Consider the following 23747-nt stretch of genomic DNA (forward strand, 5'->3'; position numbering starts at 1 on the left):
CTAAGCAGGTGAGTGAAAATTAGCAGCCCCGGCAAGCCGGACGAGCCCGGCCCCCACGCGCGCTGGGCCGCGCGTTGGCAGCAGACCGGCTCGCTCACCGCGCTGCGCGCCGCGGTCGACGCCGGGGCACGCGTGCGCCGCGCGGTCTCGCGCCGCGCCGGGCTGAGCGACTCCGAGATGGTCGCCCTCGAGCACCTCGTGCGCGAGCCGCTCGGTCCCGCCGAGCTCGCGCGCCGTCTCGAGGTCACCACTGCGGCCTCGACGCAGATCGTCGACCGGCTGGCCGCCCGGGCCCACGTCGAGCGCCGCCCCGACCCCGACGACCGACGGCGCACGCAGGTCCACGTCACGACCTCCGGGCGCGAGGAGGTGCTGGCCCACCTGATGCCGATGTTCGTCGCACTGGCCCGCCTCGACGCCTCCTTCACCGAGCAGGAGCGCGCGGTCGTCGAGCGCTACCTGCGCGGGGCGGAGGCGGCCTTCGACGCGGGCGCGGCCGGGGAGCTGCCCGCCGACCCCACCTGACGCCGCACCCGCTTGACAGAAACTGCCCTCTTGTCAAACGCCTTGACAATCCCTATCGTCTTGTCAACCCGCATCGCCGCGGGTCGACGACGGCAGGAGGCGCGATGAGCACCGAGAGCACGCACACCACCGGACCCACCGGACCTACCGGACCCGCCGGATCCCCCCGGCCGGCGCCCGACGCAGCCGCCCCCGAGGGCGGCACGCGCGTCGGCGGCACCGTGCCCGCGGGCTCGACGGAGCAGTGGGTCGACAAGAAGCGCTACCTGTGGCTGATCGGCCTCGTCGTGCCCTCGTTGGCCTTCGTCGCGGCCGGCATGCACGCGCTCACCGGCTGGGGCGTGTGGTGGTGGATCGGCCCGATCGTCATCCTCGTGCTGGTGCCCGCGATCGACCTGGTCGCCGGCCTCGACCGCTCCAACCCGCCCGACGACGTCATCGAGGCGCTCGAGCAGGACCGCTACTACCGCTGGGTGACCTACCTCTTCCTGCCGATCCAGTACGCCGGGTTCCTCGCCGGCATGTGGCTGGTCGGCGGCGGCGGGCCGTGGGACCTGTCCACCTGGGACAAGGTCGGCCTGGCGCTCTCGCTCGGCTGCATCGGCGGCATCGGCATCAACACCGCCCACGAGCTCGGCCACAAGAAGGAGAGCCACGAGCGCTGGCTGTCGAAGGTCGCGCTCGCCCAGAGCTTCTACGGCCACTTCTACATCGAGCACAACCGCGGTCACCACGTCCGCGTCGCCACCCCCGAGGACCCCGCGTCGAGCCGCCTGGGCGAGAGCTTCTACGCCTTCTGGCCGCGCACCGTGCTCGGCTCGCTGAAGAGTGCTTGGCGCCTGGAGGAGCGGCGCTACGCCCGCAAGCAGCAGCACCCCTTCCGCCTCGGCAACGACGTGCTCAACGCCTGGGTGATGTCGGCGGTGCTGTGGGCCGGCGTCGTGGCCGCCTTCGGCGTCGGCACGCTGCCCTACCTCGTGCTCCAGGCCGTCGTCGGCTTCTCGCTGCTCGAGGTCGTCAACTACATGGAGCACTACGGGATGCTGCGCCAGAAGGTCGGGCGCCCCGGCAAGGAGCGCTACGAGCGCGTCGACCCCTCGCACTCGTGGAACTCCAACAACATCGCCACCAACGTGCTGCTCTACCACCTGCAGCGTCACAGCGACCACCACGCCAACCCGACCCGGCGCTACCAGACGCTGCGCGACTTCGAGGAGAGCCCGGTGCTGCCCACCGGCTACGCCGGGATGATCGTGCTCGCGCTGGTCCCGCCGCTGTGGCGCCGGGTGATGGACCCCCTCGTCGTCCAGCACTTCGACGGCGACGTGACCCGCGCCAACGTGCAGCCCTCGAAGCGGGCGAAGGTGCTGGCCGCCTGGCCCGCCCCCGCGGCGCCGCACGACGACACGCCCCGCGAGGACGCCGCCCCCGGCGCGGTCGCCGACGAGGTGATGGCCGCCCGCTGCCCGAGCTGTGGCTACACCTACGAGGTCGAGGCAGGGGAGGAGCGCGAGGGCTTCGCCGCCGGCACGGCGTGGGCCGAGATCCCCGACGACTGGTGCTGCCCCGACTGCGGGGTGCGCGAGAAGGTCGACTTCGTGCCGCTGACCGGCGCGACGGGAGCGGTGGCGTGAGCGGCATGCGGATCGTGCCCGACTACGACACCTGCGAGGGCATCGGCATGTGCCAGTCGATGGCGCCGGACTTCTTCGAGCTCGACGACGACGACAACCTGCAGATCCTCGACGAGCACCCCGCCGAGGAGCACCGCACCACCGTGGCCGCGGCCGTCGCCTCCTGCCCCGTGCAGGCGCTGCGGCTCGAGGGCTGACCGGGCCCGCGGACCCGCACCCGCCGACCCGGTCGCGCGCCCCGGCGTACGCCGGGTGGTGCGGGGGCGGGGTCCGCGCACCGGTGGGTGCCGGGGTGGTTCCTAGACTCGGGCGCGTGACCGGCGCGGCGACCTCGAGCCCCCCCGCGCCCCTGCGCGCCCGCATCGTGGCGGCCGCGCTCGCGCTGACGACGGAGCGTGGGTGGTCGGCGGTGACGATGGCCAAGCTCGCCGACGCGGTGGGGGTGAGCCGGCAGACGGTCTACAACGAGGTCGGCGGCAAGCCGGCGCTGGCCGAGGCGATGATCCTCGGCGAGCTCGACCGCTTCCTCGGTGTCGTGACGGGCGCCTTCGACCGCCACCCCGACGCGCTGGTCGACGCGATCCGCGACGCCGCGCACGACGTGCTCGTGCTGGCCGAGGACAACCCGCTGCTGCACGCCGTCGTCTCCGCCACCCACGGCGCCGACACCGAGCTGCTGCCGCTGCTGACCACCCACGCCGAGTCGCTGCTGGTGGCGGCGAAGGGGGTGATCCTCGAGCGCCTCGGTCCCTACGGCCTCGACCTGCCGGCCGCGCGTCTCGACGCCGCCGTCGACACCATCGTGCGGGTCGTCCTGAGCCACGTCATGCAGCCCACCGGCACGCCCGCCGAGACCGCCGACGCGGTCGCCTGGATCGTCGGGCGGGTGCTCGAGCGCTGAGGCGGGACTGCCGGGGCCGCCGGTCGCCGGGGAGCCTCGAGTCGCCTTCAGGCGGCAGCGCGGGCGCGGGCGAGCTCGACGGCGTCGCGGAAGGCGTCGGTGACGTAGGGCGGGACGTCCATGCCGGAGCGGTGGGCCCACAGCAGCTCGCGCTCGACGCGGGCGATCTGCTCGGCGAAGTCCGCGAGCTGGCGGTCGATGCCCAGGGTGGTCATCAGGTCACCGAAGTCGGCCCTCTGCTCGTCGTCGTTGGCGCCGACGGGGCCGTAGGACAGCCGGCGCAGGTGCCGCACGAGGAAGGCCTGCCACGGGCGCAGCTGCTCGGCGAGGCCGCGCGCGCTGAGCGTGTAGAAGGCGTAGTGCCCGGGCTCCTGACGGCGGATCGGGGCGATCACCGTCGCGGCGACGCCGTCCTCGCCGGCCTCGACCAACCCGTCGTGGAGCAGGTTGTAGGCCAGCACCGCCGACCGCTCGGTCGACATGCCGGTGAGGTAGTAGAGCATCCGCACGACGTCCTGCACCGGCCCGAGGTGCGCGAGCGCACCGAGGACGCGGATCTTCAGCGAGACGGTGTCGAGGTCGGCGCCTGCGGGCGGGCGGCCGAGCTGCTGCTGCAGCGCGTCGAGGATCAGCCCGTGCTGCACCTCCTGCGGCTGCCAGACGTCGCGGTAGAAGAGGCGGTCGACCTCCGGCGGGTCGGGCAGCAGCGTCGTCAGCTCGAGCACGTTGCGGTCGACCTCGAGCTCGACGCGCGCCATGTAGTCGAGCACGTGCCCGAACCGGTCGGCCACGAGCCCCGGCTGCCGCACGGTGAGGTCCACGGACTCCAGCGGGATCGGCGGGTGCTCCTCCCCGAGCCGACGCACGTGCTCGTGGAGCCGCTCCTCGGTGGAGCGGCGGCGGGGGTGGGCGCTCACGCCGGCGAGCGTACGGCGCCCGGACCACCCGAGGGGGTGGATCCGTAGAGTCGCGGCTGTGGTGCACGCCTCGCCCGTGCCCGGCCCGCTCGCCGCGGTCCGGCTCGGCACCCCCACCGGTCGCGCGGTCGTGGCCGCCGCGACCCTCGGCTCCGGCATGACGCTGCTCGACGGCACGGTGGTCAACGTCGCGCTGCGCGCCATCGGCGAGGACCTCGACGCCGGGGTGCGGGCGCTGCAGTGGACCACCAACGGCTACCTGCTCACCCTCGCGGCGCTGATCCTGCTCGGCGGCTCGCTGGGCGACCGCTTCGGCCGCCGCCGGGTCTTCGTGGTCGGCACCGTGCTCTTCGCCGTCGCCTCCCTGCTCTGCGGCCTCGCGCCCGACGTGTGGACGTTGGTGGCCGCCCGGGCGCTGCAGGGCGTCGGCGCCGCGCTGCTGGCCCCCGGCAGCCTGGCGATGCTGCAGGCCGCCTTCCGCGCCGAGGACCGCGCCCGCGCGATCGGCCTCTGGTCGGGCCTCGGCAGCATCGCCGCGGCGGTCGGGCCGTTCGTCGGCGGGTTGCTGGTCGACCAGCTCTCGTGGCGCTGGATCTTCCTGGTCAACCTGCCCCTCGCGGCTGCCACCGTGCTGCTGGCGCGGCACGTGCCGGAGACCCGCGACGCCGAGCGGGCCCGGGGCGCCGACGTGCCCGGCGCGGCGCTGGCGACGCTCGCGCTCGCCGCCACGACGTACGCCCTCGTCGAGGTCGGCTCGTCGGCCTCGGCGCTGGCGGCGGTCGTGGGCCTGGTGGCCGGGGCCGCCTTCGTGGTCGCGGAGCGGCGGGCCCGGCAGCCGATGCTGCCGCTCGGGCTCTTCGGTGACCGCACCTTCTCGGCGGCCAACGCGATGACGCTGCTCGTCTACGCCGCGCTCGGCGCCGTGCTGTTCTTCCTGGTGCTGCAGCTGCAGACGGTCGCCGGGTGGAGCGCGCTCGAGGCGGGCCTGGCGACGCTGCCGATCACCGTCTGCATGCTGCTGCTCGCCGCCCGCGGTGGGGCGCTCGCCACCCGCATCGGCCCGCGGGTGCCGCTCACGGCGGGGCCGCTGGTGATGGCCGGGGGCGTGCTGCTGCTGCGGGCGGCGGGTGCGGAGACGTCGTACGTGCGCGACGTGCTGCCGGGCCTCACCGTCTTCGGTCTCGGGCTGGCGCTCATGGTCGCGCCGCTGACCGCGACCGTGCTCGCGGCCGCGCCCGACCGGCACGCCGGCGTCGCCAGCGGCGTCAGCAACGCGGTCGCGCGGGCCGGCACCCTGCTCGCGGTGGCCGCGCTGCCACCGCTCGTCGGTCTCAGCGGCGCCGACTACGCGCGCCCGGAGGTGATGGACGCGGGCTACGACGCCGCGCTGCTCGCCTGCGCCGGTCTGCTGGCGGCGGGTGCGGTCGTCTCGTGGATCGGCGTCCGCGACGTGCTGGCCCCGCCTACCCTGGAGCGCGGAGGTCCCGCCTGATGCACCGCTCGCCCGCCGCCCGCCTGCGGCTCGCCGCGCTGGCCGCTGCGCCCTGCCTGGCGCTCGCCGCCTGCGGCGGCGGGGGCAGCGCCGTCGACGGCTCGCCGACGGCGGCAGCGTCCCCCGGCGGTTCGTCGGCCCCCACGGGCTCCGCGTCGGCGGGGGCGGCGCCCGGGTCGACGCCGGGGGAGCCGTCGGGGTCGCCGGTCGCGGTGGCCGACCCCGAGCACGCCGTGCCCGACCCCGGCCCGCTGCGCGACCCCCTGCTGCCGGCCGACCTGCTGGTCTACGCCCAGGAGCCGCTGAGCGACGAGGTGGTCGACCGGGTCGAGGCACTCCCCGGCGTCGAGGCCGTCGAGCGGCTCTCGATCGGGCAGGTCGCGGTCGAGGACCAGGTGCTCGACGTCGCGGTGGTCGACCCCGCGTCCTACCGCCGCTTCACCCCCGTCAACTCCGCCCAGCTCACCGACATCTGGACCCGCGTCGCCGGCGGCGAGCTCGCGATCCTGCCGGGTCTGGGCAAGCGGCTGCAGGACGAGGCGGGCTACCTGCGGCTGGGCAACGCCGAGGACGCGCCGCAGCTGCACATCGGCGCCTACGCCCCCCAGGTGCCGCAGGTCGACGCCGTCGTCAACGAGACCTGGCGCGACGAGCTCGGCATGCCCGAGGGCAACGCCCTGCTCGTCTCCACCGGCATGACCGCACCGCAGGCCGTGCAGGGGAAGGTCGACCGTGCCGTCGGCGGCGAGGCGTCGGTGCAGGCGCTCGACGTCGTCGCCCGCTTCGGCCTCGACCCCGACGTCCAGCAGACCGCCTACCTCACCGGCGGGTCGGTCGCCGAGGCCGTCGGCACCTTCTCCTACCGGGTCCTGGGCGGCGGGCGCATCCAGCCCGACGCCGGCTGGGTCGCGGCCAACATCCGCACCGAGGTCGTGCCGATCCTCGGCCGCGTGACCTGCCACCGGGTGATGCTGCCGCAGTTCCGCGCCGCGCTCGCCGAGATCGTGTCGCGCGGCCTGGCCGACGAGATCGTGCCGGGGCAGTACGCCGGCTGCTACTACCCCCGCTTCATCGCCGGCTCCACCCAGCTCTCCCTGCACTCGTGGGGCATCGCCTTCGACGTCAACGTGCCCGGCAACCTGCGCGGCACCGTCGGCGACATCGACCGCGACGTCGTCGCGATCTTCCAGAAGTGGGGCTTCGCCTGGGGCGGCGACTGGTCCTACACCGACCCCATGCACTTCGAGCTGGCGCGGCTGGTCGAGCCGCGCTGAGCCGTCTGGCGGGGTCGGCCTGCCGGCGTACGCCCTGCTCTCGGCCCGGCCCCTGGCGTCACGAGGAGGTCGGGGCGGTGCGGGCGGCGACCTCGGCGGCGACGAGGGCCATGGTGCGGCGCGCGCGCACCAGGTCGGCGGAGAGGAAGTAGTGGTCGGCGTGGGGGGTGACGTCGTGCACGACCGGTACGCCGGCCTCCCGCAGCCGGGCGGCGTAGGCGTCGCCGTCGCGCCGCAGGACGTCGCGCTCGGCCGTCAGGACGACGGCCGGGGGGAGGCCCGCCAGGTCGGGCGCGAGCAGCGGTGAGGCGTAGGGCTCGCCGCGCCGGGACGCGTCCGCGAAGTAGGTGCGGCGCACCAGCTGCCGCAGCGACGGGCTGACCATCCCCGCGTCGCGCGGGTCGGGCTCGGTGACGAGGTCGAGCGCGGGCACGCCCAGCACCTGCAGGACCGGGCGGAAGGATCCGGTGTCGCGCGCCATCAAGGCCACCGCCGCCGCGACCTGCCCCCCGGAGGAGAAGCCGCCGACCGCGACGCGCTCCGGGTCCACGCCCAGGTCGGCCGCGCCGGCCCCGGCCACCCAGGCCGCGACGTCGTGCGCCTCCTCCTGCGCGACCGGGTAGCGCACCTGCGGGGCGACCCTGAAGTCGACGTTGACGACCACGACACCCGCCTCGGCCGCCAGGTAGCGGCACCAGAAGTCGTCCATCCGCGGGTGGCGCATCAGCCACGCCCCGCCGTGGCAGTGGACGTAGGCCCCCGCGAGCCCCGCCGGCCCGCCGTCCGAGCGTGGCCGGCCGGCGGCGTACACGTGGGCGGGGACGCGGCCGTGGCGCGTGCGCACCCGCACCCGGCGCGGCCGGGGCAGGTCGGAGCCGGCGAACCGCAGCTCCTCGCCGTAGCGGACGGTCAGCGGAGCGGTCGCCTGCATCAGCCGGACCTGCAGCCAGTCGGTGGGTCGCACGGAGGGTCTTCGACGCCGGTCGACAGAAAGATCGGCCGGACTATTCACAGGGTGTAGTCACCTGGTGCACAGTGGGGGCATGTCCCTCGGTCGCGTGCTCCTCGGCGTCCTCGTCGACGGTCCCGCGCACGGCTACGACCTGAAGCGGGCGCACGACGAGCGCTTCCCGGCGGCCAGGCCGCTGGCCTTCGGGCAGGTCTACGCGACGCTCGCGCGCCTCGAGCGCGACGGGCTCGTCGAGGTCGCCGGCACCGAGCAGGCGGGCGGGCCCGAGCGCACGACGTACGCCGTGACGGAGGCGGGTCGCGCGGCCCTGGCCGACTGGCTGCGGGAGCCGGAGACGCCGGGGCCCTACGCCGCCGACGCGCTGGTGCGCAAGACCGTCACCGCGCTGCACGCGGGCGGCGACGCGCTGGCCTTCCTCGACCGCCAGCGGGCGGTCCACCTCGACGCGATGCGGTCGCTGACCCGCGCCCGACGCGACGGCGAGGGGCCGCCCGACGTCGCGACCCGCATCGCGCTCGACCACACCATCGCGCACCTCGACGCCGACCTCCGGTGGCTCGAGGAGACCCGGGAGAGGATCGGCCGATGACGCAGACCCAGCAGGGACAGCCGAGCGGGGTGCTGCTCGAGGGCCGCGGCCTGCACAAGGCGTACGCCGCGTCCCCCGCGCTCACCGGCGCCTCGCTCGCCGTCCGGTCAGGCGAGGTGGTCGCCGTGACCGGTGCCTCGGGCAGCGGGAAGTCGACGCTGCTGCTGTGCCTCGCCGGCGTGGTGCGGCCCGACGCGGGCGTCGTCACCTTCGGCGGCCGTCGGCTCGACGACCTCGACGACGACGCCCGCACCCGGATGCGGCGCTCGTCGATCGGGCTGGTGCTGCAGTTCGGCCAGCTCGTGCCCGAGCTCAGCGCGGTCGAGAACGTCGGCCTCCCGCTCCTCCTCGACGGCGTGGCGCGCCGCGAGGCCGCCTCGGCGGCCCGGCACTGGCTGGACCGGCTCGGCGTGGCCGACGTCGCCGACGCCCGGCCGGCGCAGATGTCGGGCGGGCAGGCGCAGCGCGTCGCGATCGCCCGGGCACTCGTCACCTCGCCGCGGGTCGTCCTCGCCGACGAGCCGACCGGCGCGCTCGACACCGTGACCGCCGAGCGGACGCTCGACGTGCTCGTCGAGGCGACGCGGGAGACCGGAGCCGCGCTGGTCGTCGTCACCCACGACAACCGGGTGGCCGCGGCCGCCGAGCGCGAGGTCGTGCTGCGCGACGGCGCGACGGTCGGCGCCGACCTGGGCGCCCGGCCGTGAGGCCGCTGTGGCGGGTCGGCCTCGACGCGGTCGGGCGCGGTCGCGCGTCGCTGGTCCTGGCGTGCACGGCGGTCGTGTCGGGGCTGCTCCTGGTGGGGGCGTCGATCGTGCAGCTGAGCCTGGTCGACCGCGGCGACCGCGGGTCCTACGAGTCCGGGATGCTCGGCGTGGTCGCCGACCCGAGCCTGCGTCCGGGCGTGCTCTTCGGCATCGCGCTCGCCTGCCTGCCGCTGCTGCTCCTGCTCGACCAGGCCGTCCGCCTCGGCTCGGCCGACCGACGCCGCCGGGTGGCGGCGCTGCGCGTGGCCGGGGCCACCCGGCGCGACCTCGGTCGCCTCGGCGCGGTCGAGGTCGGGGTGCCGGCCGTGGCGGGCGCGCTGCTCGGCGTCGTGGTCTGGGCGGTTCTGCGGCAGGTGCTGGGGGTGGCGCTGCTCGAGCGCCAGGCGGCCCTGGTGCCGGTCACGGTCGGCCCGGGCCCGTGGGTCCCGGTCGTCGTCGGCGTCCTCGCGGCCTACGGCCTGCTCGTCGGCCGCCGCGCCGGTCGCCGTGCCGCGACCACCGACGGGCTGGGCGAGGCGGGCGGGCCACGGGGGCTCGCCCGCCCGCCGCGGCCGTGGGGGCTGCTGCCGCTCGGCGTCGGTGTCGCCCTGCTGTGGGGGCTCGCCACCGGGGGCGGCGCACCCGGCGACGACGCCCTGACGCTGCTGGCCGTGGCTGCGATCGCGGCCGGCATGGTGCTCCTCGCGCCAGCGGTCGCGCACGCGGTCGCCGGGCTGGTCGCCCGTCGGGCCCGGGGTGCGACGGCGTTGCTGGCGTCGCGGCGGCTCCAGGTCGATGCGCGGCCAGCGGGTCGGGCAGCCGCCGCCGTCGGAGCCGTAGCGCTGGCGCTGGGGGTCGTGGGTGGTTTCGTGCCCGACGTGTGGGGCGTCGACTCCTACGACCGCGGCTTCTACCTGGCGCCCGCCCTGCTCGCCGCGATCCTGGCAGCGGGCCTGGTGGCCGCCTCGCTGGCCGTGCACACGACCGAGACGGTGCTCGACCGACAGCGGGAGCTCGCCACGCTGGTCGCGACCGGTGTCCCGGCTGCGGTGGTCTCGCGCTCGCAGCGGCTCGAGTGCCTGATGGCCACGGTGCCGATGGCCCTGCTCGGCGCGCTGCTCGGCGGAGTGGGCTTCGCCGCGATGGCCGACACGGGGCTCGGAGGCTACGTCGGCGCGGTCGTCGGCACGCTCGTCGCGCTCACCGTCGTCGCCGGTGCGGTCACGCTCGCTACCGCCCTGCTGCGCCCCTGGGTCGAGGCCGCGCTGCAGCCCGACGCCCTGCGCACGGCCTAGCCGCCCGGCGTACTGCTGGGGGTGCCGGGGGTGCCGGGGAGCGCAATGGTGCGGGACCGCACTGTGGAACCCGCCGGTGACCGTCGTGACCAGCACGGTTGCGCCCAGAACGACACCCGGCCGGCCCCGCACGCTGACCGGGACACGAGCCGTACGCCGCACCGCACGCCAGCCGGGACAGCGGCGGGTCAGAGGTGGTCGGGCACCGTGATGGCGTCGGGGTCCTGGCGCACCGGCATGGCGGCGACGGCCGCGCGGGTGAGGGCGACGGTGGTCTGCAGCAGCGCCTGCTGCTTCTTCGCCGACAGCGACTCCCACGCGTCGGGGTCGCGGGAGCCGACCAGCGCGCGGGCGCCGGCGACGGCCGCCTCGGCGTACTCCTCGTCGCTGAACTGCGGCGGCGCTCCCACGGTGGGGCGGTCAGGCAGCGCGATGAGCACGGGCAGCACGACCTCGCCGGCGGCGGCGCGGCGCTGGTACTTCTGCCCGGGGGTCATCGCCTCCCACTCGTCGTCGGCCGACCCGCGCTTCCACGGCGGCCGGGTCGCGGCGTAGAGCTCCTTGCCCACCGCGTCCACGGCGACGGTCATCTCGCGCTCGGTGAACCTCACCGGCCCCAGTCTGCCGCACCTCGCTAGCCTCCCTCCCATGCGCGCCGTCCAGGTCACGTCCCCCACCGGCCCCCGCGACCTCGAGGTCCGCGACGTCGAGGAGCCGACGCCCGGCCCCGACGACGTGCTGGTCGAGGTGCACAGCGTCGGCACCTCCTTCCCCGACCTGCTGCTGAGCAAGGGGGAGTACCAGCTGAAGCCCGAGCCGCCGTTCACGCTGGGCGTCGACTTCGCCGGCACGGTGGTGAGCGGGCCCGACGGCTTCGAGCCGGGCCAGCGCGTGGTCGGCGTGCTGCCCTACGGCGGCGCCGCCGAGCGCGTGGTGGTGCCCCGGATCTTCTGCTTCCCGCTGCCTGACCGCCTCTCCTTCGACGAGGGCGCGGCCATCCCGATGAACTACCTCACCGCCCACTTCGCGCTCGCGGAGCGCGGCGGCCTGCGCTCCGGCGAGACCGTGCTGGTCCACGGCGCGGCCGGCGGCGTCGGCACGGCCACGATCCAGGTCGCGAAGGGCATGGGCGCCCGCGCGATCGCGGTGTGCTCCACCGAGGAGAAGCGCCAGGTCGCGCTCGCCGCCGGCGCCGACGAGGCCGTGCTGCTCGACGGCTTCAAGGACGCGGTGGCCGCCCTGACCGAGGGCCGCGGCGTCGACGTCGTGCTCGACGTGGTCGGGGGCGACGCCTTCACCGACTCGCTCCGCTCGCTCGCGCCGCAGGGGCGGCTGCTGGTCGTCGGCTTCGCTGCCGGGCAGGGCATCCCGGAGGTCAAGGTCAACCGGCTGCTGCTCAACAACGTCGACGTCCGCGGGGTCGGCTGGGGTGCCTACGCGATGGTGCGCCCCGGCTACATGCTCGAGCAGTGGCAGGCCCTGCTCCCGCTGCTCGAGGACGGCACGATCGCCCCGCCGGTCGGGGCCACCTACGCCTTCGAGGACTTCGGCCAGGCCCTCGTCGACCTCGAGGAGCGCCGCGCGCTCGGCAAGCTCGTCGTCCGGGTGCGCTGACCGCGATCCTCAAGGTCTCCCGAATCACCCGCCGCACGCCGGTCGGGCGGCGTAGCGTCGACCGGTGCGCGCACCTCGGGGCCTGCCGGCCGCCCTCCTCGCCCTCTCGCTGACCGCCGTCGCCTCGTGCTCCGGGGCGGGTGGCGGCGAGCCGGGCACGACCGACCCGGCACCGGCGCCTGGCACGCCGGCCCGCGCCGAGGCGCCGGCCTCCGACGTCGACTGGTCCCCGGCGCCGCGCACCGTGGACGGCCTCTCGGTGCTCGCCGAGTCCGACGCCGACGGCTTCCGGCTGCACACCGCGTCCGGCGAGAAGACCTTCCTGCCGGGGGTGAACCTCGGCTCGAGCACCCCGCTGCACCAGCCGGGTGAGGTCGGCACGATCGAGGCCGAGCAGTACCGCGACTGGCTCGCCACCATGGGGCGCCTCGGCTCGCGCGTCGTGCGGGTCTACACGCTCCACCCGCCCGCCTTCTACGACGAGCTCGCGGCCTACAACGAGGCCCACCCCGAGGCGCCGCTCTACCTCGCCCAGGGCGTCTACCTGCCCGACGAGTCGTACGTCGAGCCCGGCGGCACGCTCTACGACCCGGTCGTCGACGAGGCGTTCAGCGCCGAGCTCGCGGACGTCTCCGCCGCCGTCCACGGCGACCTCGAGCGCGAGCAGCGGCCGGGCCGCGCCGGCGGCACCTACACCACCGACGTCTCGCCGTGGCTGGCCTCGTGGGTCCTCGGCGTCGAGTGGGACCCCGCCGGCGTGCTCCGCACCGACGCGCGGCACGCGGACACGGCGTACGCGCCCGGGCGCTTCTTCGCCGCCACCGCGGACGCGACCGCCACCGAGCGCTGGATCGCCACGCACCTCGACGAGCTCGCGGCGCTGGAGGCGGCGCGTGGCAGCTCGGTGCCGGTGGCCTTCGTCAACTGGCCCACGACCGACCCGCTCGACCACCCCGAGGAGCCGCTGCCCGAGGAGGACGCCGCCTCGGTCGACCCGGTGCACGTCCTGCCGACCGACGCCTGGCCGGGCGGCACCTTCGCGAGCTTCCACGCCTACCCCTACTACCCCGACTTCCAGCGCTACGAGCCCGGGCTGCAGGACGAGCAGTGGGACGGCGAGGGCGACCCCTACGCCGGCTACGTGGTGCGGCTGCGCGAGCACAGCGCCGAGCACATGCCGCTGCTGGTCACCGAGACGGGGGTTCCCTCGTCGCTGGGCAGCGCCCACGTCGGGACCCGCGGCCGCGACCAGGGTGGGCACGAGGAGGTCGACGCGATGACGATCAACGCCGACCTCGTGCGGCTCGCTGAGGACAAGGGCGCCGCGGCCGCGTGGCTCTTCGCCTTCGAGGACGAGTGGTTCAAGCGCACCTGGAACACCCAGCTGCACCAGGTGCCCGAGCGTCGCCAGCTGTGGCACGACCCGCTGACCAACGAGCAGTGGTTCGGGCTGCTGTCGACCGACGCCGAGCCGATCCCGGACGCCGCGGCCGAGGTCCTGCCCGAGGCGATGCCGGCCGACGGCCCGTTCGAGTACCTCTACGCCTGGGCCGACGCCTCGTGGGTGCACCTCGAGGTGACCTTCCGCGACGCCGTGCCCGAGGCCCTCGACGTCGAGGCCGACGTGGTGCCCGGCCCGGAGGCGGCCGACTACCGCGTCCTGGTGCGGCCGGGCGAGGGCACCGCCACCGCCGAGGTGCGCCGCGACCTCGACCCGGTGCGCCTCGACGTCACCCCGGGACAGCGCGGCCCCTACCGGCCGGGGGCCGAGGAGCCGTGGCACACCTACGCCTTGATGGTGAACCGCCCCCTCGTCGTGCAAGGCGTCCAGCGCCCGGAGGAGCTGCAGGTCGTCGACGAGCTGCGCGAGGGCGCGTGGGAGCCCGGCGCGGAGGACCGCGACTCGCTGGCCACGTGGCAGGTCGACGAGGAACGGCGCACGGTGCGGCTGCGCCTGCCGTGGTCGATGCTCGGCATGGCCGACCCGTCGAGCCGCACCGCCCTGGGCGAGGGCGTCCCCGCCGAGCTGGTCGAGGTGCCGGGGATGCGCCTGACCTTCACCGCGGCGGGGTCCGGTGGGGCGGCGGCGAGCCAGGAGCTCGACTTCCGCTGGCCGACCTGGAACACCGCGCCCTACTCCGTGCGGGAGAAGGACGGCCTGCAGCGGGTCGCCGACGCCTTCCGCGACGTCGCTCCGTAGCAGCGGTCGGCCGTCGGCCCGTCCGGGTAGCCTCGCCGGCGTGACGATCCTCGACGACGCCCGCCCGGGCATGGACGACGCCATCCGACCGCAGGACGACCTCTTCGGCCACGTCAACGGCACGTGGCTGCGCGAGGCCGAGATCCCCGCGGACCGCTCCAGCTGGGGCCCCTTCGTGGAGCTCGCCGACCGCTCGGAGGAGCAGGTGCGCGCGATCATCACCGAGCTCGCCGAGCGCCCCGACGCCGAGCTCGACGACGACCAGCGCAAGATCGGCGCCCTCTTCACCTCCTTCGCCGACGAGGCCGAGGTCGAGCGGCGTGGGTTGCGACCCGTCGCCCCGCTGCTCGACGCGGTCCACGCGCTGCGCGACGTGCGCGACCTCGCGGCGTTCCTCGGCGAGCTCGAGCGCATCGGCGGCCACGGGCTCTTCGGCTCCTACGTCGACACCGACTCGAAGGACTCCGACCGCTACCTCCTCCACCTCACCCAGGGTGGCCTGGGGCTGCCCGACGAGTCCTACTACCGCGACGACAAGTTCGCCGAGGTGCGGGAGGCCTACGTCGCCTACCTCGAGCGGCTGCTGACCCTCGGCGAGCAGCCCGACCCCGCCGCCTCCGCGCGCCGCATCCTCGAGATCGACACGCTGCTGGCCCGGGGCCACTGGGAGCGCGCCGAGACCCGCGACGTGCAGAAGACCTACAACCTCACCACCCTCGAGGGCCTGCGCGCGCTCTGCCCGGCCTTCGACGTCGACGCCTACGTCCGCAACCTCGCCGGCGCGAAGCTCGAGGTCGAGCAGGTGCTCGGCGAGACCTGCGTGCGGCAGCCGTCGTACTTCTCCCACCTCTCGAGCGTGCTCGAGGAGGTGCCGATCGAGGACTGGCGCCCGTGGCTGGTGAGCCGGGTGCTGCGCTCGTGCGCGCCCTACCTGCCCGGCGACTTCGTCGAGGCCAACTTCGACTTCTACGGCCGCACCCTCAACGGCACGCCCGAGCTGCGCGCGCGGTGGAAGCGCGCCGTCGCCTTCGTCGAGGGCGCCGTGGGCGAGGCCGTCGGCCGGGAGTACGTCGCGCGCCACTTCCCGCCGCGCTCCAAGGAGCTGATGGACGAGCTGGTGGCGAACCTCCTCGAGGCCTACCGCCGCTCGATCGCCGCGCTCGACTGGATGACCGAGGAGAGCAAGCAGCGGGCCTACGACAAGCTCGCGACCTTCCGCCCCAAGATCGGCTACCCCGACCGCTGGCGCGACTACTCCGGCCTGCACGTCACCGCCGACGACCTGCTCGGCAACGTCGCCGCCGCGGCCGCCTTCGAGACCGACCGCCAGCTCGGCAAGCTCGGCGGGCCGGTCGACCGCGACGAGTGGTTCATGCTCCCGCAGACCGTCAACGCCTACTACAACCCCGGCACCAACGAGATCTGCTTCCCCGCGGGCATCCTGCAGAAGCCGTTCTTCGACCCCGACGCCCACCCGGCCGAGAACTACGGCGGCATCGGCGCGGTCATCGGTCACGAGATCGGCCACGGCTTCGACGACCAGGGTGCGCAGTACGACGGCCAGGGCAACCTCCACGACTGGTGGACCCCCGACGACAAGGCCGCCTTCGAGGTCAAGAGCAAGGCGCTCGTCACGCAGTACGACGGGTTCTCGCCGCGGGCGCTGCCCGGCGAGCACGTCAACGGGTCGCTGACCGTCGGCGAGAACATCGGCGACCTCGGCGGGCTGACCATCGGCCACCACGCCTACCTCATCGCGTGCGGGGGGTCGGCCCCCGAGGAGGACCGCCGCCGGCTCTTCCTCAACTGGGCCTACGTCTGGCGCACCAAGCGGCGGCCGGAGCAGGAGCGCCAGTACCTCACCGTCGACCCGCACAGCCCGCCGGAGTTCCGCGCCAACATCGTGCGCAACCTCGACGAGTTCCACGAGGTCTTCGACACCCGGCCCGGTGACGGCCTCTGGCTCGACCCCGAGGAGCGCGTGCGCATCTGGTGACGCCCGGGCCGCGTGCCCGGCCGGCTTGCGGCGATCTTGAGGCGCGAGGTCTGGACCGGCACGCCCGGGTGCGCGAGCGTGGTCCCCGGCCGCGCGGCGCCATGGGGGCGCCGTCGTCGGCCGCCGGGGGGACACCGTGACCGTCAGGTCGGCACTGCATGCGCGCGTCGGCGCGCCCACGCTCCTGACCGTGCTCGCGACCTGCCTCGTCGGAGCGGTCCTCGGGGCCGTGCTCCTGGCCGGGGTGCTGGTCGGCGTCCCGTCCGCGGGCGCGGGGGGCGCCGCGGTCGGGGTCACGGCGGGTGCCGACGGGGGCGACCCGGGTGGTCCCCAGGATGGCGCGCCGGCCGCTGCGCGCGGGCCGGTGGCCGGGCTGGCGCTGCTCGACGCCCACGGGCCGGGAGGCGCGCCGTTCGTGGGCGAGGCCTTCACCGTGCAGTCGCCCGACCAGCCGACCGGACCCCGCGACCGCGGGACCGGGTGGACCTGCACGGTCGACGCGGGGGACGGCACGGCGGCGGACGGGCACTGGCGCGCCAAGCCGTGGTCGCCGCAGGCGCCGTGCGCCAGGAGCCACACCTACGCCTCGCCCGGTCGCCACACGATCACGCTGACGGTCACCGACGACCTCGGCCGCTCGACCACCTCGACGCAGGAGGTGGAGGTGGTCGACCGCCCGGTCGAGGTGCTCGGCGAGGTGGCCGAGGGCTCCGTGCTGCCGCTGCCGGTGCCCGCCTCGGGCGGCAGCTGGCGGGTCGTCGGCGACGCGGCCGCGCGCTGCGCCGTCGAGGGCGGCGAGGCGGGAGACGGTGGTGGGGGAGGACCGGGGGGTGCGGAGCCGGTGCTGCGCTGTCACGACGACGGTCCCGCCCGGCTGCACCTCGACGCGACGGACGGCTCGGAGTCCCGGGCGGTCGACACGGCGTGGCGCAACGTCGCCCCGGCGCCGGGCCCGGTGCGGCTCGAGCGCTGGCGCGCCGACGGCTCGACGGTGCCGCTGCGCGGCGCACGCACCGGGGCGTCCGCCGCAGGCGGGACGCGGGCGGTGGTGGTGCGCACCGGTGACCAGGTCCTGCTGCGGGTGCCGCACGGCGACCCGGGCTCCGCGGTCGACCCCGCGGCGCTCGGTGCGCTGCGCGGCGACGACGTCACCTGCCGCACCGGCTTCGGTGACGGGACCGCTGCCGTGAGCGCGGCGTACGGGCCCGACTGCACCCCGACCACCGCGTGGCAGCGACCGGGCACCTTCCGCGTCACGACGACCGCGACGGACGACGACGGGGCCACGAGCCGGGCGACGTCACGGGTGCGGGTCGTGCTGCGGCCGGTCTCGGCCGCCGTGCGCGGGCGGCTCGACGACGGCTCCTCGGTGAGCGGCTGGGCGCGGCTGCGGCGTGCGGGCACCCGGGGCGTGGTGCGGCTCGTCACGGCGGAGGGCCGGGTCGTCCGTGCCGCCGGGCGGCCGCGGGTCTCGGTGGTCGACGGGGCGGTCACCTGGACGACGCCGGTGCGCGTCGACGGGCAGCGCGGCTACCGCGCGTCGGTGACGGTGCCCGCCGGGCGCGGTCGCGTCGAGGTCGTGGTGTGGGGCGCGGCCGAGACCGTGCTGGTGGCCGGCGGTGCGCGGGAGGCGCTGCGGGCGCAGCGGCGGCTCGGGCGCTGACCCTCCCCGCTGGTCCGTGCGCGGGCACGCCGCGGGCGTGGGCCGCGGCGCGTCGTCCACAGGTGCGCCGCCGGGCGGCGGCGGGTGTCGCCGGGCGCTGGTAGACACGTCGTCATGACCGCCGCGGATCTCGAGGACGCCACCGACGTCGACCGCGCCGCCGTGCGCGCGGAGGCCGAGCGCCACCTGCGCGCCCTGGTCGGGCGCGACGACGCAGCGCTGCGCGAGGACCAGTGGACCGCGATCGAGGCGCTGGCGGTCGACCGCCGTCGCGCCCTGGTCGTGCAGCGCACGGGGTGGGGCAAGTCCGCGGTCTACTTCGTCGCCACCGCCCTGCTGCGCGCCCGCGGGGCGGGCCCGACCGTCATCGTGTCGCCGCTGCTGGCGCTGATGCGCAACCAGGTCGAGGCCGCCGAGCGCGCCGGCATCCACGCCGTCACCATCAACTCGACCAACCTGGAGGACTGGGAGCGGGTCCACGCCGACATCGCGGAGGGCCGCGTCGACGTGCTGCTGGTGAGCCCCGAGCGGCTCAACAACCCCTCCTTCCGCGACGAGGTGCTGCCGCGGCTCGCCGCCACGACGGGCCTGCTCGTGGTCGACGAGGCGCACTGCATCTCCGACTGGGGCCACGACTTCCGTCCCGACTACCGCCGCATCCGCACGCTGCTGGGCGACCTGCGCGCCGGTGTGCCGGTGCTCGCGACCACCGCGACGGCCAACGAGCGGGTGACCCACGACGTCGCCGAGCAGCTCGGGGCCGACACCCTGACGCTGCGCGGTTCGCTCGACCGCGAGTCGCTGCGGCTCGGCGTGGTGCGGCTGCCCTCCCCGCAGAGGCGGCTGGCGTGGCTGGCCGACCACCTCGCCGAGCAGCCGGGCTCCGGCATCGTCTACTGCCTCACCGTCGCCGCCACCCAGGAGATCGCCGACTTCCTGCGCTCCCGCGGCCACGACGTCGCGGCCTACTCCGGCCAGACCGACCCCACCGAGCGTCAGGCGCTCGAGGCCGACCTGGCGGCCGGCCGGGTCAAGGCGCTGGTCGCGACCAGTGCGCTCGGGATGGGTTTCGACGCCACGCTCGGCTTCGTGGTCAACGTGGGCGCGCCGTCCTCGCCGGTGGCCTACTACCAGCAGGTCGGCCGCGCCGGCCGCGGCACCGACGAGGCCACCGTCGTGCTGCTGCCCGCCCCGGAGGACCGCGACATCTGGGCCTACTTCGCCTCGCTGGCCTTCCCCCGCGAGGAGCTGGTGCAGCAGACGCTGCAGGTGCTCGCCGACGAGGGGAGGCCGCTGTCGACCGCGGTGCTCGAGACCCACGTCGAGCTGGGTCGCACCCGCCTCGAGACGATGCTCAAGGTGCTCGACGTCGACGGCGCGGTGCGCCGGGTCCGGGGCGGGTGGGAGTCCACCGGTCAGCCGTGGTCCTACGACGCCGAGCGCTACGCCCGCGTCGCCGAGGCGCGCGAGCGCGAGCAGGCCGCGATGCTCGACTACCTCGCGACCGACGGCTGCCGCATGGAGTTCCTGCGCCGTCAGCTCGACGACCCCGAGGCCGCGCCCTGCGGTCGCTGCGACAACTGCGGCGGGCTGTCGCTGGGCCTCGAGGTGTCCGACGCGGCCGTCGAGGAGGCCTCGGCGCGGCTGGCCCGGCCGGGTGTCGCGGTGGCCCCGCGCAAGATGTGGCCGACCGGCCTGGCCAACCTCGGCCTCGACCTCAAGGGCAAGATCACCGACGGCGCCGACGAGGGCCGCGCGGTCGCCCGCATGACCGACCTCGGCCACGGCCAGGCGCTCCGCGAGCTCTTCCGCGACGGCACCCCCGACGGCCCGGTCCCCGTGCCGCTGGTGCGCGCGGTCGTCGAGGTGCTCGGCGACTGGCTGCCCGGGGCGACGGGCACCGGCGCGGTCGCGGGCTCGGTGGGCTCCGTGGTGCACGTCGAGTCGGCCACGCGGCCGACCCTCGTCGCCGACCTCGCGGCCGGCCTGTCGCGCTACCTCCAGGTGCCGGTCGCCGGCCGGTGGGCCCTCGTCGACGCGTCGGTGCCGCCGGGGCGGGGTGCCGCCAACTCCGCGCAGCGCGTCGCCGCCCTGGGTCGACGCCACGACCTCGTGCTCGACGGCGACCTCCCGCCCGGCCCCGTGCTGCTCGTCGACGACCGCACCGTCACCGGCTGGTCGCTGACGCTCGCCGCCCGCGCCCTGCGCCGCGCCGGCGCGGCGCAGGTGCTGCCCCTGGTGCTCGCCACCGACAGCTGACCGCCGGTCGCTCGCCCCGGCGTACGCCGGTGGTGGCGGCTGCGGTGCGTCATGCGGTGCGCGCGCAGTTGCGTCGACGACGCATGACGCTGCCCGGGGGGTGCGGCGTACGCCGGTGGTGGCTGCTGGGGTGCGTCATGCGATCGACACGCAGCTGCGTCGGTGTCGCACGACGCAGCTGCGGCGCCGTGTCAGCCGGGCGAGGTCAGAGCAGGCCGTCGACGGCGTCGACCAGGCGCGGGTCGTCGGGGGTGACGGTGGGGGAGAAGCGGGCGACGACGGTGCCGTCGGCGGCGAGGAGGAACTTCTCGAAGTTCCACTGCACGTCGCCGGCCTCGCCGTCCTCGTTGGGCGTGCGGGTGAGCAGCTCGTAGAGCGGGTGCCGCTCCGCGCCGTTGACCTCGACCTTCTCCGACATCGGGAAGGTCACGCCGTAGGTCGCGGAGCAGAACTCCTGGATCTCCTCCGCGCTGCCCGGCTCCTGCCCGCCGAACTGGTTGCACGGGAGCCCGACGACGGTGAAGCCGCGGCCGGAGAAGCGCTCGTGGAGCTCCTCGAGGCCGGTGTACTGCGGGGTCAGGCCGCACTTGCTCGCGACGTTGACCAGCAGCGCGGGGTGGCCGCCGGTGAGCTCGCGCAGGGTGCTCGGCGTGCCGTCGAGCCGGGCCAGGGGCAGGTCGAGGATGTCCACGCGGGCAGCGTAGCCACCGGCGCGCGGCGGTCCGCTCCCTGCTCGGGTACGCCGGACGGCCGGTGTCGGCGACAGCGGTTACGGTCGCTCGCGTGAGCTTCGTCCCCGTCACCGGCCCGGCGACCTTCCGGGCCGGCGAGCTGCCGCGCGACGGGGTGGTCGCCTTCAGTGCCGGCGAGGGTGCCGACGGCGGCGGGCGCCGGGTGGAGCTGCCGGTGCGGGCCGCGCTCCCGGTCCTGACCAAGGCGCACGCGCGCGACGACGTGCACCCCAGCGTGGCCCTGCTGTCCGGCGCGGCGCTGCTCGGGCTGCGCCTCGTGGCGGCCGGCCGGCTCGAGCCCGCCGAGCACCCGTCCCCCGGTGGGCCGCCGGCTCGCGGCTGGCGGGTCGCCGACCTGGACGACGCCGACGACGACCGGGTGCGCCAGCTCGCGCTCGCGCGCTCCCACGGCGGGCTCGACGCGGCGGCGGCCGAGGGCGTCGTCCGCCGGTTCCTCGACGCCGTGGCCGACGCGGTCCCCCGCGCCGCACCCGGCGGTGTGCTCGCGCCCGCCCGCCAGACTGCCCACCCGGCCACCCGACGGACCAGCGCGGACGCCCCTCGTCGACCGGGCCAGGCACCCACCGGGCCGTCGCCCCGGCCCGACTTCACCGAGCGGCTGCGTCGCCGCATCCGCGCGGCCGGGTCACCCGCCCGCACCGACCTTCCCCACCTCGTCACCGTGTCGCTGCGCGTCGAGGCCGACGAGGAGGAGCTGGTCGCGGGGGCCGTGCGCCTCGTGCTGCAGGTGCACGACGAGCGCAACCCCGTCCACGTCGCCGACGCGGCACTGCTGTGGACCGAGGAGCCCGACCCGCTCACCGGCGTCCCCCCGCACGGCTTCGGCGACCGCGCCCGCACCCACGCGCTGATCGCGCTGCGCGCCGCGGCCGACGCCTGGCCGGTCCTCGACCGCCTGCTCGAGCTGCGCGTGCCCGACCAGCTCACGCTCGACGGCGAGGAGATCGCCGACCTGCTCGAGACCGGTGTCGGAGCGCTGCGCGAGCGGGGGGTCGACGTGCTCTGGCCGCGCTCGCTCGGGCGCGACCTCACGTCGTCGACGGTCCTCGACCTCGCGCCGGGCGACGGCACCCTGCGGCGCAGACGAGCCGGCGAGGTGCCCGAGCGCGAGGAGCCGCTGGTCGACGGCCTCTTCGGCACCGAGCAGCTCTTCGCCTTCCGCTGGCAGGTGGCGCTGCACGGCGAGACGCTCACCGAGGAGGAGATGGACCGGCTCGCCGCCGCGACCGCGCCGATGCTCAAGCTGCGCGGACAGTGGGTCGTCGTCGACCCCGCGACGGCCCGCCGCGCCCGCAAGCGCCTGGTGCGCACGGTGAAGCCGGCCCAGGCGCTGGCGGCGACCCTCACCGGCGTCGTCGAGGTGGAGGCTACCGAGCACCAGGTCGTCGTCGGCGCCACCCTGGAGCGGATGCGGGCGCGCCTGGTCGGGGCTCGCGAGCGGCCGCCGGTGCCGACCCCGGCGGGGCTGCGTGCGACCCTCCGCGGCTACCAGCAGCAGGGCCTCACCTGGCTGGCCGAGCTGACCTCGCTCGGCCTCGGCGCCTGCCTCGCCGACGACATGGGCCTGGGCAAGACGGTGCAGCTCGTCGCCCTCCACCTGCACCGCCAGGAGCAGGGCGCCACCGGGCCGCTGCTCGTCGTCTGCCCGACGTCGCTGCTCGGCACGTGGGAGTCCGAGCTGCGCCGCTTCGCGCCCGGCGTGCCCGTGCGCCGCTTCCACGGCGCGAGTCGTGACCTCGACGGTCTCGGGCGCGGCGAGGCCGTGCTCACGACGTACGGCACGATGCGGCGCGACGCCGCCGCCCTCGCCGGCGTCGCCTGGGACCTCGTGGTCGCCGACGAGGCCCAGCACGTCAAGAACCCCGCCTCGTCGACCGCCCGGGCGCTGCGCACCATCGACAGCCGGGCGCGGGTGGCGCTGACCGGCACCCCCGTCGAGAACGACCTCACCGAGCTGTGGGCCATCCTCGACTGGGCCACCCCGGGGCTGCTCGGCAGTCGCGCGGCCTTCCGCAAGCGGTGGGCCGCGCCCATCGAGTCGGGGCTCGTGCCGAGCACGGCGCGGCAGTTCGCCGACCTGGTCGAACCGTTCCTGCTGCGCCGACGCAAGTCCGACCCCGGCATCGCGCCCGAGCTGCCCGCGAAGACCGAGACCGACCACCTGCTGGGGCTCACGCGCGAGCAGACCGTGCTCTACGAGGGGCTGGTGCGCGACTCGATGGAGCGCATCGAGCGCGCCGACGAGACCGTGCGTCGTGGCCTGGTGCTCGCGCTGCTGACGGGGCTCAAGCAGATCTGCAACCACCCGGCGCAGTTCCTGCGCCAGACCGACCCGCGACTGGCGGGCCGCTCCGAGAAGCTCGACCTGCTCGACGAGCTCCTCGGCACCGTGCTCGTCGAGGACGGCGCCGTGCTCGTCTTCACCCAGTACGTCGCGATGGCGCGGCTGGTCGAGACCCACCTGGCCCGCACGGGCGTGCCGCACCAGCTGCTCCACGGCAGCACGCCGGTGCGCGAGCGCGAGGCGATGGTCGCCCGCTTCCAGGCCGGCGAGGTGCCGGTGTTCCTGCTCTCCCTCAAGGCGGGCGGCACCGGCCTCACGCTCACCCGCGCCGACCACGTCGTCCACCTCGACCGCTGGTGGAACCCCGCCGTGGAGGACCAGGCGACCGACCGCGCCCACCGCATCGGGCAGACCCGGCCGGTGCAGGTGCACCGCATGGTCACCCAGGGCACGATCGAGGAGCGGGTCGCCGAGCTGCTCACCCGCAAGCGAGCGCTGGCCGACGCGGTGCTCTCGCGGGGTGACGGTGCGCTGACCGAGCTGTCCGACGCCGAGCTGCGCGACCTCGTGTCGCTGCGCCGGTGACCGGGCCGGGTGGCGGTGGACCCGTCGCGGACCCGTCGTGCACCCGCCGCG

At 75.7% G+C, this 23747-nt stretch carries 19 protein-coding genes; 15 read left to right on the top strand and 4 right to left on the bottom strand.

Going from position 1 to position 23747, the window contains the following annotated elements:
• The first annotated feature begins 12 nt into the window (after positions 1–12).
• From BJ989_RS02805 to BJ989_RS02820, 4 genes are all read left to right on the top strand, one after another.
• Entirely contained in the window at positions 13–525 is a 513-nt protein-coding gene (locus BJ989_RS02805) for a MarR family winged helix-turn-helix transcriptional regulator (protein ID WP_343049036.1), read from the top strand.
• Between the two features lie 104 nt (positions 526–629).
• Positions 630–2159, top strand: coding sequence for a fatty acid desaturase (locus BJ989_RS02810; protein ID WP_179516910.1), 1530 nt, complete (start codon positions 630–632; stop codon positions 2157–2159).
• A 5-nt stretch (positions 2160–2164) separates the two neighbouring features.
• Complete coding sequence (locus BJ989_RS02815) at positions 2165–2356, top strand: ferredoxin (RefSeq protein ID WP_179519319.1); 192 nt, start codon at positions 2165–2167, stop codon at positions 2354–2356.
• A 116-nt stretch (positions 2357–2472) separates the two neighbouring features.
• Positions 2473–3060: a TetR/AcrR family transcriptional regulator gene (locus BJ989_RS02820; protein WP_343049038.1), complete on the top strand. Its 588-nt coding sequence runs from the start codon at positions 2473–2475 to the stop codon at positions 3058–3060.
• Positions 3061–3107: 47 nt separating this feature from the next.
• On the opposite strand, the gene BJ989_RS02825 is transcribed toward BJ989_RS02820, so the two are convergent.
• The gene (locus BJ989_RS02825; RefSeq protein WP_179516912.1) at positions 3108–3977 is read right to left on the bottom strand and encodes a GTP-binding protein LepA; all 870 of its coding nucleotides are present in this window, start codon (positions 3975–3977) and stop codon (positions 3108–3110) included.
• 58 nt (positions 3978–4035) lie between these two features.
• On the opposite strand from BJ989_RS02825, the gene BJ989_RS02830 reads away from it, so the two are divergent.
• Positions 4036–5469: an MFS transporter gene (locus BJ989_RS02830; RefSeq protein WP_343049039.1), complete on the top strand. Its 1434-nt coding sequence runs from the start codon at positions 4036–4038 to the stop codon at positions 5467–5469.
• Complete coding sequence (locus tag BJ989_RS02835; RefSeq protein WP_179516913.1) at positions 5469–6743, top strand: M15 family metallopeptidase; 1275 nt, start codon at positions 5469–5471, stop codon at positions 6741–6743. The genes BJ989_RS02830 and BJ989_RS02835 overlap by 1 nt, the downstream gene beginning before the upstream one ends.
• 58 nt (positions 6744–6801) lie before the next feature.
• Here BJ989_RS02835 and BJ989_RS02840 read toward each other — a convergent pair whose 3' ends face one another.
• A complete protein-coding gene (locus BJ989_RS02840) occupies positions 6802–7707 on the bottom strand; it encodes an alpha/beta fold hydrolase (protein WP_218848692.1) in 906 nt (301 codons plus the stop codon).
• A gap of 79 nt (positions 7708–7786) precedes the next feature.
• Between BJ989_RS02840 and BJ989_RS02845 the strand changes: the two genes are divergently transcribed.
• From BJ989_RS02845 to BJ989_RS02855, 3 genes are read left to right on the top strand one after another with little or no spacing between them, the layout of a single operon-like run.
• Positions 7787–8302: a PadR family transcriptional regulator gene (locus tag BJ989_RS02845; RefSeq protein WP_179516914.1), complete on the top strand. Its 516-nt coding sequence runs from the start codon at positions 7787–7789 to the stop codon at positions 8300–8302.
• The gene (locus BJ989_RS02850; protein ID WP_179516915.1) at positions 8299–9009 is read left to right on the top strand and encodes an ABC transporter ATP-binding protein; all 711 of its coding nucleotides are present in this window, start codon (positions 8299–8301) and stop codon (positions 9007–9009) included. The genes BJ989_RS02845 and BJ989_RS02850 overlap by 4 nt, the downstream gene beginning before the upstream one ends.
• Positions 9006–10343 (top strand): FtsX-like permease family protein, encoded by a 1338-nt coding sequence (locus tag BJ989_RS02855; protein WP_179516916.1) that lies wholly within the window; start codon positions 9006–9008, stop codon positions 10341–10343. The genes BJ989_RS02850 and BJ989_RS02855 overlap by 4 nt, the downstream gene beginning before the upstream one ends.
• 188 nt (positions 10344–10531) lie before the next feature.
• Here the strand turns inward: BJ989_RS02855 and BJ989_RS02860 are convergent, their stop codons facing one another.
• Positions 10532–10954: a hypothetical protein gene (locus tag BJ989_RS02860; RefSeq protein WP_179516917.1), complete on the bottom strand. Its 423-nt coding sequence runs from the start codon at positions 10952–10954 to the stop codon at positions 10532–10534.
• A gap of 37 nt (positions 10955–10991) precedes the next feature.
• On the opposite strand from BJ989_RS02860, the gene BJ989_RS02865 reads away from it, so the two are divergent.
• From BJ989_RS02865 to BJ989_RS02885, 5 genes are all read left to right on the top strand, one after another.
• Positions 10992–11957: an NADPH:quinone oxidoreductase family protein gene (locus BJ989_RS02865; RefSeq protein ID WP_179516918.1), complete on the top strand. Its 966-nt coding sequence runs from the start codon at positions 10992–10994 to the stop codon at positions 11955–11957.
• Between the two features lie 64 nt (positions 11958–12021).
• Positions 12022–14157 (top strand): hypothetical protein, encoded by a 2136-nt coding sequence (locus BJ989_RS02870; protein ID WP_179516919.1) that lies wholly within the window; start codon positions 12022–12024, stop codon positions 14155–14157.
• A gap of 40 nt (positions 14158–14197) precedes the next feature.
• Positions 14198–16153 carry a M13 family metallopeptidase gene (locus tag BJ989_RS02875; protein ID WP_343049040.1) on the top strand — a complete coding sequence of 652 codons (1956 nt, stop codon included), beginning with the start codon at positions 14198–14200 and terminating at the stop codon, positions 16151–16153.
• A 190-nt stretch (positions 16154–16343) separates the two neighbouring features.
• The gene (locus BJ989_RS02880; RefSeq protein WP_179516920.1) at positions 16344–17816 is read left to right on the top strand and encodes a PKD domain-containing protein; all 1473 of its coding nucleotides are present in this window, start codon (positions 16344–16346) and stop codon (positions 17814–17816) included.
• A gap of 114 nt (positions 17817–17930) precedes the next feature.
• A complete protein-coding gene (locus BJ989_RS02885) occupies positions 17931–20075 on the top strand; it encodes a RecQ family ATP-dependent DNA helicase (RefSeq protein WP_179516921.1) in 2145 nt (714 codons plus the stop codon).
• 205 nt (positions 20076–20280) lie between these two features.
• On the opposite strand, the gene BJ989_RS02890 is transcribed toward BJ989_RS02885, so the two are convergent.
• The gene (locus tag BJ989_RS02890; protein WP_179516922.1) at positions 20281–20766 is read right to left on the bottom strand and encodes a glutathione peroxidase; all 486 of its coding nucleotides are present in this window, start codon (positions 20764–20766) and stop codon (positions 20281–20283) included.
• Positions 20767–20858: 92 nt separating this feature from the next.
• Here BJ989_RS02890 and BJ989_RS02895 point away from each other — a divergent pair, with 92 nt between their 5' ends.
• The gene (locus tag BJ989_RS02895) at positions 20859–23696 is read left to right on the top strand and encodes an SNF2-related protein (RefSeq protein WP_179516923.1); all 2838 of its coding nucleotides are present in this window, start codon (positions 20859–20861) and stop codon (positions 23694–23696) included.
• Positions 23697–23747 lie beyond the last annotated feature (51 nt).

It is taken from the genome of Nocardioides perillae, from assembly GCF_013409425.1.
Classification (GTDB): domain Bacteria; phylum Actinomycetota; class Actinomycetes; order Propionibacteriales; family Nocardioidaceae; genus Nocardioides; species Nocardioides perillae.

Excerpts from the sequence above, each read along its gene's own strand:
- BJ989_RS02810 (WP_179516910.1), top strand. The coding sequence starts at position 630 with ATGAGCACCGAGAGCACGCACACCACCGGACCCACCGGACCTACCGGA.
- BJ989_RS02815 (WP_179519319.1), top strand. The coding sequence starts at position 2,165 with ATGCGGATCGTGCCCGACTACGACACCTGCGAGGGCATCGGCATGTGC.
- BJ989_RS02835 (WP_179516913.1), top strand. The coding sequence starts at position 5,469 with ATGCACCGCTCGCCCGCCGCCCGCCTGCGGCTCGCCGCGCTGGCCGCT.
- BJ989_RS02845 (WP_179516914.1), top strand. The coding sequence starts at position 7,787 with ATGTCCCTCGGTCGCGTGCTCCTCGGCGTCCTCGTCGACGGTCCCGCG.
- BJ989_RS02850 (WP_179516915.1), top strand. The coding sequence starts at position 8,299 with ATGACGCAGACCCAGCAGGGACAGCCGAGCGGGGTGCTGCTCGAGGGC.
- BJ989_RS02865 (WP_179516918.1), top strand. The coding sequence starts at position 10,992 with ATGCGCGCCGTCCAGGTCACGTCCCCCACCGGCCCCCGCGACCTCGAG.
- BJ989_RS02885 (WP_179516921.1), top strand. The coding sequence starts at position 17,931 with ATGACCGCCGCGGATCTCGAGGACGCCACCGACGTCGACCGCGCCGCC.